The 15214-nt window shown below is 67.9% G+C and carries 15 protein-coding genes; 11 read left to right on the top strand and 4 right to left on the bottom strand.

Going from position 1 to position 15214, the window contains the following annotated elements; all coding sequences use genetic code 11:
* Window positions 1–174 precede the first annotated feature (174 nt).
* Window positions 175–858: an HAD family hydrolase gene (locus tag FEI13_RS08450; RefSeq protein ID WP_138181106.1), complete on the top strand. Its 684-nt coding sequence runs from the start codon at window positions 175–177 to the stop codon at window positions 856–858.
* A 183-nt stretch (window positions 859–1041) separates the two neighbouring features.
* Entirely contained in the window at window positions 1042–1416 is a 375-nt protein-coding gene (locus tag FEI13_RS08455; RefSeq protein WP_138181107.1) for a translation initiation factor Sui1, read from the top strand.
* On the opposite strand, the gene FEI13_RS08460 is transcribed toward FEI13_RS08455, so the two are convergent.
* The gene (locus FEI13_RS08460; RefSeq protein WP_240036477.1) at window positions 1397–2278 is read right to left on the bottom strand and encodes an NAD-dependent protein deacetylase; all 882 of its coding nucleotides are present in this window, start codon (window positions 2276–2278) and stop codon (window positions 1397–1399) included. The two genes, FEI13_RS08455 and FEI13_RS08460, sit on opposite strands and share 20 nt — an antisense overlap.
* 113 nt (window positions 2279–2391) lie before the next feature.
* Here FEI13_RS08460 and FEI13_RS08465 point away from each other — a divergent pair, with 113 nt between their 5' ends.
* Window positions 2392–3291: a nuclease-related domain-containing protein gene (locus FEI13_RS08465; protein WP_138181109.1), complete on the top strand. Its 900-nt coding sequence runs from the start codon at window positions 2392–2394 to the stop codon at window positions 3289–3291.
* 38 nt (window positions 3292–3329) lie between these two features.
* Here FEI13_RS08465 and FEI13_RS08470 read toward each other — a convergent pair whose 3' ends face one another.
* Both FEI13_RS08470 and FEI13_RS08475 read right to left on the bottom strand, forming a co-directional pair.
* Window positions 3330–4160, bottom strand: a complete 831-nt coding sequence (locus FEI13_RS08470) for a ribonuclease T2 family protein (RefSeq protein ID WP_240036478.1) — start codon at window positions 4158–4160, stop codon at window positions 3330–3332.
* A 172-nt stretch (window positions 4161–4332) separates the two neighbouring features.
* The gene (locus tag FEI13_RS08475) at window positions 4333–4629 is read right to left on the bottom strand and encodes a hypothetical protein (RefSeq protein ID WP_138181111.1); all 297 of its coding nucleotides are present in this window, start codon (window positions 4627–4629) and stop codon (window positions 4333–4335) included.
* 56 nt (window positions 4630–4685) lie between these two features.
* Between FEI13_RS08475 and FEI13_RS08480 the strand changes: the two genes are divergently transcribed.
* The 7 genes from FEI13_RS08480 to FEI13_RS08510 are packed head-to-tail and all read left to right on the top strand — an operon-like array spanning window position 4686 to window position 12694.
* Window positions 4686–5663, top strand: coding sequence for a TRAP transporter substrate-binding protein (locus FEI13_RS08480; protein ID WP_138181112.1), 978 nt, complete (start codon window positions 4686–4688; stop codon window positions 5661–5663).
* 5 nt (window positions 5664–5668) lie between these two features.
* Complete coding sequence (locus FEI13_RS08485) at window positions 5669–6142, top strand: TRAP transporter small permease (RefSeq protein ID WP_240036479.1); 474 nt, start codon at window positions 5669–5671, stop codon at window positions 6140–6142.
* Complete coding sequence (locus FEI13_RS08490; RefSeq protein ID WP_138181113.1) at window positions 6139–7422, top strand: TRAP transporter large permease; 1284 nt, start codon at window positions 6139–6141, stop codon at window positions 7420–7422. The genes FEI13_RS08485 and FEI13_RS08490 overlap by 4 nt, the downstream gene beginning before the upstream one ends.
* A 6-nt stretch (window positions 7423–7428) precedes the next feature.
* The gene (locus tag FEI13_RS08495; RefSeq protein WP_138181114.1) at window positions 7429–8157 is read left to right on the top strand and encodes an aldolase/citrate lyase family protein; all 729 of its coding nucleotides are present in this window, start codon (window positions 7429–7431) and stop codon (window positions 8155–8157) included.
* Between the two features lie 29 nt (window positions 8158–8186).
* Window positions 8187–9914, top strand: a complete 1728-nt coding sequence (locus FEI13_RS08500) for a thiamine pyrophosphate-binding protein (RefSeq protein WP_138181115.1) — start codon at window positions 8187–8189, stop codon at window positions 9912–9914.
* Window positions 9911–11179, top strand: coding sequence for a Zn-dependent hydrolase (locus FEI13_RS08505; protein WP_138181116.1), 1269 nt, complete (start codon window positions 9911–9913; stop codon window positions 11177–11179). The genes FEI13_RS08500 and FEI13_RS08505 overlap by 4 nt, the downstream gene beginning before the upstream one ends.
* Window positions 11180–11188: 9 nt before the next feature.
* Window positions 11189–12694 carry an aldehyde dehydrogenase gene (locus FEI13_RS08510; protein ID WP_138181117.1) on the top strand — a complete coding sequence of 502 codons (1506 nt, stop codon included), beginning with the start codon at window positions 11189–11191 and terminating at the stop codon, window positions 12692–12694.
* Here FEI13_RS08510 and FEI13_RS08515 read toward each other — a convergent pair.
* Window positions 12679–13677, bottom strand: a complete 999-nt coding sequence (locus tag FEI13_RS08515; protein WP_138181118.1) for a LysR family transcriptional regulator — start codon at window positions 13675–13677, stop codon at window positions 12679–12681. The genes FEI13_RS08510 and FEI13_RS08515 overlap by 16 nt on opposite strands.
* Before the next feature lie 548 nt (window positions 13678–14225).
* Between FEI13_RS08515 and dctP the strand changes: the two genes are divergently transcribed.
* Window positions 14226–15203, top strand: a complete 978-nt coding sequence (gene dctP / locus FEI13_RS08520) for a TRAP transporter substrate-binding protein DctP (protein ID WP_138181119.1) — start codon at window positions 14226–14228, stop codon at window positions 15201–15203.
* Window positions 15204–15214: the final 11 nt, after the last annotated feature.

Consider the following 15214-nt stretch of genomic DNA (forward strand, 5'->3'; position numbering starts at 1 on the left):
GCGCGCCGTCAGTATAGGCATGAGTGCTCATATACCGCGACCACCACCGGCCGGCCACCGACATTCAAGAACACTGTTCACAAAATGCGGGAACTGGGCTTTACTATTGGGCAGGACGTCCCGATATCTGTAACAATGACGTTATAACTTTATGATTCCCTATGAGGCCCGGTGATGGCACGCCCCCTCTGCCTGCTCTTCGATTGTGACGGCACCCTGGTCGACAGCGAACCGCTGCTCGCCGACGAGATGTCTTCGAGCCTCACCGAGGCCGGCCTGCCGTTTCGCACCAGCGACTACATGGGAGAGTTTCGCGGGGCCCGTTTTCGCCGCATCGTCGCCGCGCTGGAGCAGCGTTACGGCAGCGTCGACCCCGAGCGGCTCGACACCCTCGAGTGCCGCATGCGCGCCAACCTCAACCGGCGCCTGGCCAGCGAGCTGATCGCCATCGATGGCGCCGCCGAGGCGCTGGCTGCCTTGAGCGGCCACCCCATGGGCGTGGTCTCCAACGGCCCGGAGAACAAGATCCGCACCTCGCTCGACGCCACCGGCCTCGCCGCGATGTTCGGCGATCGCCTGTTCAGCGCCTACACCGCCCAGTGCTGGAAGCCCGACCCCTGCCTCTTCCACCATGCGGCGAGCCTGATGGGCTTCGCCTCAGAAGAGTGCGTGGTCATCGACGATGCGCTGGTCGGCGTGCGGGGCGCCCTGGCGGCCGGCATGACGGTGATCCATCTCAACCGTTTCCCCGACGTCGAGCAGACCCCCGAAGGGGCGATCATGATCAGCAACATGTACCAGCTGCCCACGGTCATCGCCCATCTGGAAACGAGCCGCGCCCTGGCCGCCCACGCCTGATCGGCACGCCCGATAGTCACCCTCTCTCCACAGCGCCGGTTTCTCCCTCCCCCTGTTCACCGCTGCTATCCACGGCCCGCCCGTCCACCAGGTCTCACCGGCGGCGGTGACAAGCCTGGCGGATGCAGCCCGCCGCCGGGATGGCTATCATCGCAGCGACATACGACAGCGCGAGGAGGCCCCATGGCATCCCTGAAGGAGCAGCTCGGCGGGCTGGTCTATTCCACCGAACACGGCGATACCTGCCCGGAGTGCCGCCGCCCCCGGGCCGAGTGCGCCTGTGCCGAGCAGGCCGAACAGCGGCGCCTGGCCGAGCTCGACGGCACGGTGCGCATCCGCCGCGAGACCAGCGGCCGCAAGGGCAAGGGCGTGACCACCCTGGAGGGCATCCCGCTGCCCGCCGACGAGCTCAAGACCCTGGCCAAGGCGCTCAAGAAACGTTGCGGCACGGGCGGCGCCGTCAAGGAGGGCGTCATCGAGATCCAGGGCGACCAGCGCGAGGTGCTCAAGGCCGAGCTCGAGCAGCGCGGCTACCGGGTCAAGCTGGCCGGCGGGTGAGCGAGGAGCGCGGGTCGGCGTCCAGCGCCTCGCAGAGCCTCACCAGAGCGTCGGCGGAGGCCTGCACCTTGAGGGCATAGAGATCGTCGGCGCGGGTCCGGCCCAGGTTGAGGCAGGCGATGGGCCGCCCCGCCTTGGCCGCGGCCCGGGCGAAACGGAACCCGGAAAAGACCATCAGCGACGACCCCACCACCAGCAGGGCATCGCTCTCGCCCAGCAGGTCGAAGGCGGCCTCCACGGTGGCGCGCGGCACGCTGTCGCCGAAGAACACCACGTCGGGCTTGTAGATGCCATCTCCGCAGCGCGTGCAGCCGGGCACCCGGAAATCGGCGAAGTCGGCCTCGAGATCGGCGTCGCCGTCGGGGCCCGCCCGGGCGCCGACCTCTCGCCAGTGGGGGTTGCGCTCGGTCAGCTCCGCGTGCAGGTCGTGGCGCATGCGCCGCGCGCCGCAGCCCATGCAGCGCACCCGATCGGCGCGGCCGTGCAGGTCGATCACCCGCCGCGAGCCGGCCCGCTGGTGCAGGCCGTCGACGTTCTGGGTGATCACGCCGTTAACGTGGCCCAGCGCCTCGAGCCGGGCCAACGCCGCATGGGCAACGTTGGGCGTGGCCTCCTGCAGGGTGCGAAAGCCGATCAGCGCCCGCGCCCAGTAGCGCTGGCGAGCCGCGTGGCTACCCATGAACGCCTGGTGCTGCATCGGCGGCGGGCGCTTCCAGTCGCCCTGATCGTCGCGGTAGTCGGGGATGCCGCTGGCCGTGCTGATGCCGGCGCCCGTGAGAACGGCCAGCCGTGGATGCCGGCGGACGAAGGCCGCCAGGGCCTCCAGGTCATGGTCGTTGCCTGCCACGCTGCGGTGTCTCACGCCTGCCTCCTCGCGGCTACGTCTCGTGCCTCGCCGATCATGACGAATGAGCATGGCCCCCCTGGGGGCAGGTTGTCTAGAATGGAGCCTCTCCCTCAGGGCAAGGACTCCCGATGGCCTGGCTGGAATACCTGCTGCCGCTGATCTTCCTGTTTCCGCTGGCGGCCACCGCCGTCATCGTGCTGGCGCTGCGCAACCTGCACGATGCCCGGGTGCACTCGCCCTTCGACGCCCATCCGCTGCGCGAGCCCGGCCAGAACCTGCGCGACCACCTCGATCGCGCCTTCGCCGGCCTGTTCCTCGACGGCGCCCTGGGGCCCATCGTCACCCTGGCGCCGCTAGTCTACGGCATGGGCCGCATGCTCTTCGCCAGCGAGCAGAACTGGATCGAGTGGGCGCTCTACGGCGCCCTGAGCACCCTGCTGGTGCTGGTGTTCTGCTTCCTGCTGATTCGCGATTTCCAGCGCATCCGCCGGCTCAAGCTGGGGCTCGCCTGCGAGCTCGCCGTGGGCCAGGAGCTCGAGCGGTTGATCCGCCCCGAGGGGCATCCCTACTTCGTGTTCCACGACGTGCCGGGCGACGGCCGGTCCCTCGATCACGTGGCGGTCACCCCCCACGGCATCTTCGTGGTCGAGACTCGCGCCCGCCCGCCGGCGCTCTCGCCCGGCGGCCAGGAGGACAACCGCGTCGTCGTCGAGGCCGAGCGGCTGCGCTTCCCCGGCTGGAGCGAGCGCCTGCCAATGCACAAGACGCGCGAGGCCGCGCGCTGGCTGGCGACATGGCTGGAGCGCCAGGTGGGCGAGGCGGTACCGGTCAAGGGCGTGCTGGCGCTGCCCGGTTGGCGGGTCGAGGAGGAGGGCGCGACGGATGACCTGCTGGTGGTCAACGGCGAGGACCTGGCGCGACGCCTCAGTGAGAGTTCACAGGGCGAGCTCGACACCGCCCTGCACGACGCCGCCATCGTCGCCCTGCGCCAGCGCGCCAGCCTAGTGTGTCCGCCGCCCGCGGCCTGAGCCCCTCACGGCTCTCCGATTCACTGAAGGTCGCCCTGTCACTCGAAACGGGCGATGCGCACCCGCGTCGCGCAGCGCCCGCGCGGCTGACGCACCAGGCTCTCGGCCGCCGGGAAGTCCGCCAGCCGGTCGGCCGCGATGCCGATCCGCACCTCGGTGAGCAGGCGGTTGCCCCGCCCGCCGCAGGTCAGCCGAAGCGCTCGCCCGGTCTGCTCGCCGAAGGCCGCCTCGAAGGCGTCGATCAGCGCGTTGCGCGCCACCTCACCGCCCTGGTTCAGGGTCACGAAGCCGCCGAAGGCGCTCTCGTTGACGGCCTCGACCAGGGCCACCGAGGCCGCGAAGTAGGTGGCCTCGGGCAGCGCCAGGCAGGCGGCATGCTTGGCATACTGGTAGCGACCCAGGCAGCTGGCACGTCCCGGCATCGCCGCGTCGAGGCGACGTTCCAGCCCCACCGACAGGTCCAGCGGCGGATGGGCGCGACAGAAGCCGCCGTCGGCGCGGGGCGTCTCGAGAAAGCACCCCTCCCGCCACCAGCGGCGCCGGTCGATGCCCCGGTCGGCGAAGCGCTCGGGCAGCGAGGGCCATAGGCCGTGCAGCACGAAGCCCCGATCGGCGCCCTCGCGCAACGCCGGCTCGCGACACTCCCGCGGCGGGCGGGTACGGCTCACGCAGAAGCCGGGGTGCCAGGTCAGCGCCAGGGTGTAGTGATCGACGCCCTCGGCCGAGAGGGTCGGCGCCTCGGCACGGGCCGGATCGGCGGCCAGGATCGCCGCGGCCAACACCAGCACCGGCAATAGACGCGAGAACGCTTGCCAGGCGCGGCGAAGCGGAAAATAATCCGCCGCCTTCGCAGGAAATGTCCTTTTCATCGCCATAAAACTCATCACGTTCGACGCATTTCGCACACTCGACATCCCGGACGTACTTGACCTGGGCGACGACGATCGAGACCCGGACGAGGAGCCACCGCTGCAGCTGTCCGCCTGAGCGCCGTCAGTCGCCCCTGAGTCGCCCGCCCATCTCCTGGGCTAGGTCCACCGCCTAGTGATCGGCCATGCCGCCGATGAAGTCGAGCATGCGTCCCGAGGCAGGCAATCTGGAGGAATCCAGTCGGTCATCCGGAAGACGTAAGGACTCGGCGACGGCGATGACGACCGTGACTCGGACGGTAATGATGTCCGTATACGGACCGCTCGGATGGTACTGCTTGACGATCACCGCTGCGAGTCGCCGTCGATCTAGTTCGAGGTTCTTTTCGCCCCTCACATAAACCAAAAAAATACTAAGAATAAAAAATACAAAGTTGTTAAATACAAGTCGGTCGTCGAGTCTCGTCATCAGCGCCGCTTCCTAGGCGCCATCCAAAAATGACAATGATGACAAGAGGTATCGACATGAAGCCGACGACGCTTTCCCTCGCGGCCCTGGCCGGCCTGACCGCCTTCGCTGGCCACGCCCAGGCCCTCGACATCAAGCTCGGCCACGTGCTGGCCCCTACCCACAACTGGCATGTGGCGGCGGAAGGCTTCGCCGAGGGCGTCCGCGAGGCCACCGACGACCGCGTCAACTTCCAGGTCTTCCCCAGCGGCCAGCTCGGCAACGAGAAGACCATGGTCGAGGGCATGCAGATCGGCAGCGTCCCCGCCGGGGTCATCGGCTGCGGCTCCTTCCAGCCCCTGGACCCCAAGTTCGGCATCGTCGAGCTGCCCTACTCCTGGGACGATCGCCAGGATGCCTACGCCGCCTACGACGGCGAGCTGGGCGAAGCCCTGGAGGCGCTGGCCGAGCAGCACAACATGAAGATCCTCGCCTGGTGGGAGAACGGCTTTCGCCACGTCACCAACAATCGCGGCCCCATCGAGGCCCCCGAGGACCTGGCCGGGCTGAAGATCCGCGTCACCCCCGACAAGATGCGCCTCGACACCTTCGACGCCTTCGGTGCCAGCCCCGCCCCGCTGTCCTTCGGCGAGCTCTATTCGGCCCTGCAGCAGGGGGTCTTCGATGCCCAGGAGAACCCGCTGTCGATCATCCATTCCTCGTCGTTCTACGAGGTGCAGGACTACGTCTCCCTCACCGGCCACGTCTGGGCCCCGGCCTGCCTGACCGTATCGACCAGCACCTGGAACCGCCTCTCCGAGGACGACCAGGTCGCGGTCCAGGAGCTCGCCAACGTCTGGCGCGACAAGCAGCGCGAGATGACCCAGGCCGACGACAGCAACATGATCGAGAAGCTCGAGGCCGAAGGCATGCAGGTCAACGAGGTCGATACCGCGCCCTTCAACGCCAAGGTGCAGGATGTCTGGGCGGAGTATAAATCGGTGTTCGGTAGCGAGCTGATGGGTCTGGTCAAGCGCTACCGCCAGGGCAAGTGATCGCCATGCCGCTGTCCTCCTTCACTCGTACCCTCTCACGCGCCAGCCTCGGGCTGGCCGCCACCGGCGCCGCGGTCCTCGCGGCGCTGGTCGCCTACACAGTGTTCATGCGCTGGGTGGTTGGCAAGCCGCCTCACTGGGCCGAGGAGTTGCCTCAGCTGATCCTGGTCTGGACCACCCTGCTGGCGGCAATCGCCTGCACCCGCCACCGCTCGCACCTCAACGCTGGTCTGCTGCCGCTGCTAGTGCATTCCCCCGGCGCGCGTCGCGCCCTTGGTCGGGTCACCGATCTGGTGCTGCTGCTAATGCTGCTGGTACTGGCCAAAGCCGGTTGGGAGCTGGCGATGCTGACCATGGCGCAGACCACCACCGCGCTGCAAATGCCCGCCGGCATCGTCTACCTGGCGGTCCCGGTCAGCTGCCTAGGCATGGCGCTGATGCAGCTCGAGCACCTTTTCACCCGCGGAGATACCCCATGACCCTGGGTGCCCTGACCCTGCTCGGCGTGTTCGCGCTGGCCATCCTCGTCGATATTCCCATCGCCTTCGGCCTGATCCTCGCCTCCCTGACCTACCTGCTGGCCTTCGGCGCCGCCCCGATGATGGTCTCGGCCCAGCAATTCGTCGCCGGCATGGAGAGCTTCACCCTACTGGCCATTCCGCTGTTCGTGATGGCCGCCCAACTGATGAACCACGCCGGCCTGACCCAGCGCCTGGTACGCCTCTGCATGGCGCTGGTCGGCGACATCCGCGGTGGCCTGGCAGTGGTCGCGGTGCTTGCTTGCATGCTGTTCGGGGCGCTCTCAGGGTCCGGGGTGGCCGACGTCATCGCCATCGGCAGCATGCTGCTGCCGACCATGCATCGGAACGGCTATCACAAGGGCTTCAGCAGCGCTCTGGTCGGCACTGCCAGCTCGATCGGCACGGTGATCCCGCCGAGTATCGTGATGATCGTCTACGGCACCACCTCCAACACCTCGGTGGGCAAGCTGTTCATGGGCGGCGTCATCCCCGGCCTGCTGCTGACCGCGGCGCTGGTCGGGGTGGCCCTCTACGTCTCGCGCAAGCATGGCTGGGCCGGTGGCAAGGCCGCCGAGCCGGGCGAGCGGCGCCGCGCCTTTGTCGGCGCTCTGCCCGCCCTGCTGGTGCCGGTGCTGATCATCGGAGGCATCCGCTTCGGCGTCTTCACCCCGACCGAGGCCGCCGCCTCGGCGATCCTCTATGCCCTGCTGGTCGGCACCCTGGTGTACCGCAGCCTGAGCCTGCGCAAGATCGTCGACAGCCTGATCGCCACTGCCGAGACCACCGGCGCCATCCTGGTGATCATCGGTGCCGCCGGCCTGTTCGCCTGGGGCCTGACCTACGAGCAGGTGCCCCAGGCCGTGGCCGCGCTGATCGGCGAGTTCACCGACAGTCGCTACAGCGTACTACTGCTGCTAACGGCGGTGCTGCTGGTGCTCGGCTCCTTCATGGAGAGCGTGGCGATCATCATCATCGTCACGCCCATCGTCATGCCGCTGCTCAGCCAGTACGGCATCGACCCGGTTCACTTCGGCGTGCTGCTGACCGTCAATCTGGCGATCGGCGCCAACACTCCGCCGCTGGGGGTCGACCTGATGGCAGCCTGCCGCATCGCCGGGATCAGCGTCATGGAGTCATTGCGCCCGCTGATGCTGATGATCGGCGCCATGTTCGCGGTGCTGATGCTGATCACCTTCGTGCCGGACATCGTGCTCTTCCTGCCTAACCTGATGGAGTGACACGTCGTGCCACCACTCGCTCTCACCCACTGTCGCAGCTGGCTGTTCGTGCCCGGACATGACCCCGAGCACCTCGACGCGGCCCTGGCCTCGGCGGCCGACGCCATCGTCGTCGACCTTGAGGAGTTCACGCCGCCGGAGGCTCGCCATGGCGCCTGCCTGGCCTTCCCGGCCTTCGCCGAGCGTGCCCGACAGCACGGCCAGCATCCCATGGCGCGCATCAACGCTTTGGCGGCCGGCGGCGATGACGAACTCGCCCGGCTAATCGCCGGGGCCCCGACGGCGATCTTCCTGCCTCGGGTCGAGGAGGACACTCAGCTCCTGGCGCTGGCCCAGGCGCTAGACGCCGCCGAGACCTATCAGGGACTGGCCCAGGGAGTGACGGCCCTGATCCCGACCCTGGAGACCCGGCGCGGGGTCGAAGGCGCCGAGGGGCTGCTGCGGACGACCCCGCGCCTTACCGCGGCATTGCTCGGCACCGGCGACCTGGCCGGTGACCTCGGCCTGACGTCGAGTGAGCGCGCCGCGGGGCTCAGACCCTTCCGAGAGCGCTTCCTGGCCGCCTGCCGCGATGCCGGGATCGCTGCCATCGACGGCCCCTGGCCGGAGCAAGACGGCTTCGACGAGGACCAGGCCTGGGCCATTGCCCGCGGCTTCCGGGCACGCTGCATCACCGCCCCCGCACAGATTCCGTTTCTGCATGATGCCCTCTCGACACGGCCCCGGGCCGACTGAGCCATGCCTCCTAAAAAGAGAAAATCACCATGACCCACGCCACTCACCCGCTGCGTAACGGCGGCCAGATCCTGATCCAGCAGCTGCGCCGGCACGGTGCCCGCCGCGTCTTCCTGGTGCCCGGAGAAAGCTACCTGCCCTGCATCGACGCCCTCAACGAGCACCGCGACGCCATCGACCCCATCGTCTGCCGACAGGAGAGCGGCGCCGCCTACATGGCCGAGGCCTACGGCAAGCTGACCAACGAACCGGGGATCTGCTTCGTCACCCGCGGCCCCGGCGCCACTAACGCTTCGATCGGCGTGCATACCGCCTTCCAGGACTCGACCCCGATGATCCTGTTCATCGGCCAGGTCGGGAACGACTTCATCGAGCGCGAGGCCTTCCAGGAGATCGACTACCGCCGCATGTTCGGCCCGATGACCAAGTGGGTGGCGCAGATCGACGACCCGGCGCGAATCCCCGAGTACATCGCCCGCGCCTACGCGGTGGCCACCAGCGGCCGGCCCGGCCCGGTGGTGCTGGCGCTGCCGGAAGACACCCTATGGGGCGAGGCCAGCGTCGCCGATGTCGAGCCGCGCCCCCGGCTGCACAGCCATCCGAGCCGTGCTCAGCTCGACGAACTGGGCCAGCGCCTCGAGCAGGCCGAGCGCCCCTTCCTGTTGCTCGGCGGCAGCGGCTGGACCGAACAGGCTCAGCACCAGGTGGCGGCCTTCGCCGAGCGCTTCGCGCTGCCGGTGGGGGTCGCCTGGCGGCGCCTCGAGTGCTTCGACCAGCGCCACGAGGCCTTCGTCGGCCATGTCGGCAACGGCATGCACGATGCCCTGCGCGAGCGGCTCGAGGCCTGCGACCTGCTGATCGCCGTGGGCACGCGCCTAGGCGAGGCCACCAGCGAGGGCTACAGCTGGATCGAGTCGCCCACCCCGCGCCAGGCCCTGGTCCACGTCTACCCGGACCCGGAAGAGCTCGGCCACGTCTACCGCCCGAGCCAGGCGATCAACGCCGACGTGGTTGGCTTCGCCGGCGCCCTCGAGGCACTATCGCCGGCCACCCCGCCGCCGTGGCAGGCCGAGACCCAGGCCGCGCGCCGGGCCTATCTCGCCACCCTCGAACCCCAAGAAGCGCCGGGGCCGCTGAGCCTCGACCGGGTCAGCCAGACCGTCGATCGGGTCCTCGACGGTAAAGGCTGCATTAGCGTCGGCGCCGGCAACTACGCCCTCTACGCCCACCGTTATGTGCGCTTCAGCGGGCTCGGCAGCTCGCTGGCGCCCACCGTCGGCTCAATGGGCTACGGCCTGCCGGCGGCGATCTCGAGCAAGCTCGAGCACCCCAAGCGTCCCGCCGTCTGCTACGCCGGCGACGGCTGCTTTCAGATGAACCTCCAGGAGCTGGGGGTGGCCCTACAGTACCGCCTCGGCATCGTGGTACTGGTGTTCAACAACGGTATGTGGGGCACCATCCGCGCCCACCAGGAACACGACTTCCCGGGCCGCGAAATCGCTCTGACCTTCACCAACCCCGCCTTCGCCACCCTGATCCAGGCCTACGGCGGCCAGGGGGAGATCGTCGAGGATGATGCCACCTTCGAGGACGCCTTCCGACGCGCCCTCAGCTTCGCCGAGCGGGAGCGTCTGCCCGCCCTCATCGAGCTGCGCTACGACGCCGACGGCATCGCGCCGGGCCAGCGTCTCAGCGCGATCCGCGAGGCGGCTCTCAGCCACCCCGCCTCACCGACACCGGGAGCACAACAACCATGATCGATGCCCGCTACCTGCCGCTACGCGTCAACGGCCAGCGCCTCTGGCAGTCGCTGATGGACCTGGCCGAGATCGGCGCCACCTCCAAGGGCGGTAACTGCCGCCTGGCCCTGACCGAGGAAGACCGCCAGGGTCGTGAGCTGGTCACCGGCTGGCTGCGCGACGCCGGCCTGACGCTCAGAGTCGACCAGATCGGCAACGTCTTCGCTCGCCGCCCCGGGCGCCGCGACGACCTGCTACCCGTGGTCACCGGCAGCCACATCGACACTCAGCCCACCGGCGGCCGCTTCGACGGCTGCTACGGCGTGCTCGCCGGCCTCGAGGTGATGCGCGTCCTCGACGACCACGGCATCACCACCGAAGCCCCGCTGGAAGTGGCGATCTGGACCAACGAGGAAGGCTGTCGCTTCGTGCCGGTGATGATGGGCTCGGGCGTGCATACCGGCATCATCCCGCTCGAGGACGCCCTGAGGGCCACCGACCGCCAGGGCGACAGCGTGGCCGCGTCGCTGGCGCGCACTGGTTACGCCGGCGAGGTGCCGGTCGGAAGCCAGGCCTTCGACGCCTATTTCGAGGCGCATATCGAGCAGGGCCCGGTACTCGAGGCCGAGGGAATTCCCATCGGAGCCGTGACCGGCTCGCTGGGCCTGCGCTGGTTCGACGTAGTGGTCACCGGTCAGGAGGCCCATGCCGGTCCCACTCCTATGCCCTATCGTCGCGACGCCCTCAAGCGAGCCGCCGCGCTGCTCGGCGAGATCCTCGCCCTCGCCGACTCCCACCAGCCCAACGGCCGGGTGACCTGTGGCGAGCTCGACCTGCACCCCAATTCGCGCAATGTGATCCCCGGCCGGGTTCGCTTCAGCGTCGACATCCGCCACCTGGAGCCCGAGGTGCTGGACCAGATGGAGCAGGCGCTTCGCGAGACCTGCACCCGCTACGATGAGCCCGGCCAGGTGACCGTCGAGCTCCAGGAGGTGCAGCGGGTGGCGCCGACGCCCTTCGATGCGACCCTGATCGACCTGGTGCGCCGCAGCAGCGAGGCGCTGGAGATCTCCTACCGCGACATGGAGACCGGCGCCGGCCACGACGCGGTCTTCGTCAGCCGCGTGGCCCCCACGGCGATGATCTTCGTGCCCTGCGAAGATGGTATCAGCCACAACGAGAGCGAGAATGCCGACCCCGAGGACCTCGAGGCCGGCACCAACGTGCTGCTTCACGCCATGCTCGGCCGTGCCGGCATCGCCGAGCCCCTGGACAGCGAGTAGGAGAACGAGATGACGACGCAAGACCATAGCCATTGGCGCCGCCAGGCGGATCAACTCTCATTGATCACTCGCCCCTTTATCGACGGCGACTTCGTCGATAGCCAGGGCGCCGAGACCCTCACCGCCTACAACCCGGCAACCGGCGACATGCTGGCCGAGGTGACCGCCTGCAACGCGGCGGATATCGACCGTGCGGTGGCCGCCGCACGCCGCGTCTTCGAAGCCGGCAGTTGGTCACGCTGTGCCCCCCTGGCGCGCAAGACGGTGCTGCTGCGCTTCGCCGCTCTGATCGAGGCCCACGCCGAGGAACTGGCCTTGATCCAGACCCTGGAGATGGGCAAGCCGATCGCCGACAGCCTCGGCTTTGACCTCGCCGAGACGGCACGCTGCGTGGCCTGGTACGCCGAGGCGATCGACAAGCAGTACGACGAGATCGCCCCCACCGGCGAGGACGTCCATGCCACCATCAGCCGCGAGCCGCTCGGCGTAGTCGCGGCGGTGGTGCCCTGGAACTTCCCGCTGATGATCGCCGCCTGGAAGTTCGCCCCGGCCCTGGCCATGGGCAACAGCGTGGTGATCAAGCCCGCCGAGGCCTCTAGCCTGAGCATCCTGCGGCTCGCCGAGCTGGCCCGGGAGGCTGGCCTGCCGGCGGGGGTGTTCAACGTCACCCCGGGCCACGGCGCCGTGGCTGGCCAGGCACTGGGCCTGCACATGGAGGTGGATGCCCTGACCTTCACCGGCTCCACCGCCACCGGCAAGCGCTTCATGCGCTATTCGAGCGATTCCAACCTCAAGCGCGTGTGGCTCGAGTGCGGCGGCAAGTCGCCGCATCTCGTCTTCGCCGACTGTCCGGACCTCGATGCCGCGGCGCAGGCCGCCGCCGCTGGCATCTTCACCAATCAGGGGGAGGTGTGCATCGCCGGCTCGCGGCTTTTCGTCGAGGAGGCGATCTTCGACGCCTTCCTGCCGCGCCTGCTCGAGGCCGCCCGGGCCATGCCGGCGGGGGACCCGCTGGACCCGGCGACGTGCATGGGCGCGCTGGTTAGCGCCGAGCACCAGGCCAAGGTGCTCGACTTCATCGAGCAGGGGCTCGCCGAAGGCATGACCCTGCACCAGGGCGGCCGCAGTGCCTCACCGGTCGAAGGCGGCTGGTACCTGGAGCCGACGATCCTCGAAGGCGACCCGGCGGCGACGCCGATGCGCGAGGAGATCTTCGGCCCGGTGCTCGGCATCAGTCGGTTCAGCGGTGAAGCCGAGGCCATCGCGCTCGCCAATGACTCGGTCTACGGCCTCGGCGCCGGCCTCTGGACCGGCGACCTGGGGCGCGCCCATCGGGTGGCCAAACGGTTGCGCGCCGGGCTGGTGTGGGTCAACTGCTACGCCGACGGCGACATCAGCGTGCCCTTCGGCGGCGTAAAACAGTCCGGCTTCGGCCGTGACAAGTCGCTGCACGCCCTCGATAAGTACGCAGACCTCAAGACCACCTGGGTGAACCTGGCCTACGCCCCGTCATAAGCGGACGACTCCGCCTCCGGTGTCTCCTCGGCCGCCTCGAGCCCAGCGGTGAGCCGGGCCTCTAGCGGTACCTTGGCCATGGCGTTGAGGAAGAAGTCGATGAAGGCCGACTCGGCGGCGCTGAAGCGCGCGTCGCGGTGCCACATCAGGTTGAGGTCGATATCGGCGACGCCGTCGTAGGGCGGCAGCGGCCACAGCCGCCCCTCCTCGACGTCCCGGGCCACCAGATGCTCCGGCAGGCAGCCGATGCCCCAGCCGGCGAGCACCATGCGCTGGATCTCCTGCAGGCTGCTCGACTGTCCCACCACCGGCCCTTGCAGGCCGTGCTGGGCGCGGAACACCGCCAGCGGTGAGAGCACGCCGTCGAGCTGCTCGCTGCCGAAGGAGACGTAGGCCTCGTGCATCAAGCTGTCCATTGGCAGGTTGTGCCGTCCGTACAGCACATGGCTGCGTCCGCAGTAGAGGCGATAACGCTGCCGTGCCAGGACCTGGCTAGTGAGGTTTTCAGGGCACTGCAACGCCAGGCAGATACCCAGCGCCCCCTGGCGCTGGAGCAGGGCGTGCTGAACCTCCTGGCTCGACATGTCCTCGATCTCGAAGGTGATCTGGGGGAACAACCGATGGAAGCGCTCGAAGACGCTGTCGAGGAAGCGACACTGGATGCCGGTGATGAATAGCAGCGAGACGTGCCCCGCCACCTCTGGGTCGGCCTCCCCCACCGAAGCCGCCAGGCGCGCCACGTTGGCGTAGATGTCGACGGCCTCCCGGTACACCAACTGCCCGGCCTGGGTGACGTGGAAGCGGTGGCTGTCGCGCTCGATCAGCCGCTGCCCGAGCCGCTCTTCGAGACGCTTCAGCGACAGGCTGACCGCGGGCTGGGACAGGTAGAGCCGCACTGCCGCCCGGCTGACGCTCTCCTCCTGGACGATCACGATGAAGGTTCTGAGCAGGTTCCAATCGAGCGTATCGTGAATCGGCCGCATGGCGGGTTCCTCAACAAGAATGACACGGCATCAAGCGAGACAATGCCAAGAGCCTAACGGCCGCCGCCCTCGGCGTCACGCCCTCGATGACCCTGAGTATGACACCATCGGTACGCCCTCGCTCGAGACGAGCAGCGGCGACGGAACCCGCCCTTCCGTCCCGCCCGACGCGCTAGCGCCTCGCTTTCTTGGCTACTGCCGAGCGCTTGCTCGAGTCTTTTCGTTCACCGCCTACCCATCGAATTACGCCCCTAGATGGCACCTAACCGTTAGAAATTGCTGACATTATGCACCATCAATATTCATATAATCTTGGGTCAATACCCGTCGACAAGGCGACATGATATGAGGGCCATAAGGCATTTTCTTCAATATTAATATCAAAATTTTTTTGTATTAACTTTAAAAATTCAAAGCATTAAAAAATGAAAACTTCAGGCCGGCGAATTCATTTGACCAGGGTGCGAGGGCATGACTAGATTAGCTAACCTCCAGCGGGTCCTTTGGGACAACCGCTTGGAAACAACAACCACAATGCGAGGAACATCATGAATCGCTCCCTCCAAGCCATCGCGCTATCCGCCCTGACGCTGACCGCTTCCCAGGCCATAGCCACCGAGCTGCGGATGCTCTCCAGCTACGACCAGACCGCCGTCTATACCCAGGAGGTCGCCCAGCGCTACATCGACAAGGTACAAAACGCCAGCGGGGACGAGATCAGCATCTCCCTGAACGGCCCCGGTGTGGTGCCGCCCTTCGAGCAGATGCAGCCGGTCTCCGCCGGGGTCTTCGACCTGCTCTATACCCACGGCGCCTATCACACCAACACCACCGGCGTGGGGGCGGCCATGGACGCCGTCTTCGTCGACCCGGCGAAGACCCGCGAGTCCGGCCTGTGGGACTTCATCGACGAGCACTACAACGGCCAGGGCCTCAAGCTGCTGGCCATCCCGCCACTGGGCAGCAGCGGCTTCCAGTACGTCCTCGAGGAGCCGATCACCGGCACCCCTGGCCTCGAGGGTCGCCGCCTGCGGGGCAGCCCCACCTACACCAACGTGACCCAGGGCCTGGGCGGCACCCCGGTGCTGATGTCGAGCGGTGACGTCTACTCGGCGCTCGACCGCGGCGTGATCGACGGCGCCGCCTGGGGCCTCAACGGCGTCGAGGACCTGGGTTGGCACGAAGTCGCCGGCTACTTCACCAAGCCGACCTTCGGCCAGACCTACACCTACCTGTTCATGAATCTCGCGGCCTTCGAGGCCCTCGGCGAGGACGAGCAGGCACTGCTGCTCGAACAGGGCCGCGCCCTAGAGACCGAGACCGCGGCGATCCTCGACGAACTCGCCAAGGAGGAGTGGCAGTCGCTGAAGGACAAGGGCATGCAGGAGACCCACTTCGAGCCGACCGACGCCGAGCAACTGGACGCGCTGGTCACCGAGGGCATCTGGCAGCTCGGCGTCGACAAGTCGCCCGAGGCGGTGAAGACGATGCGCGAGATCGCCCAGCAGCACGACATGACGCCCTGATGTTCGAGTAG

The sequence above is a fragment of the Halomonas urmiana genome (assembly GCF_005780185.1).
Classification (GTDB): domain Bacteria; phylum Pseudomonadota; class Gammaproteobacteria; order Pseudomonadales; family Halomonadaceae; genus Halomonas; species Halomonas urmiana.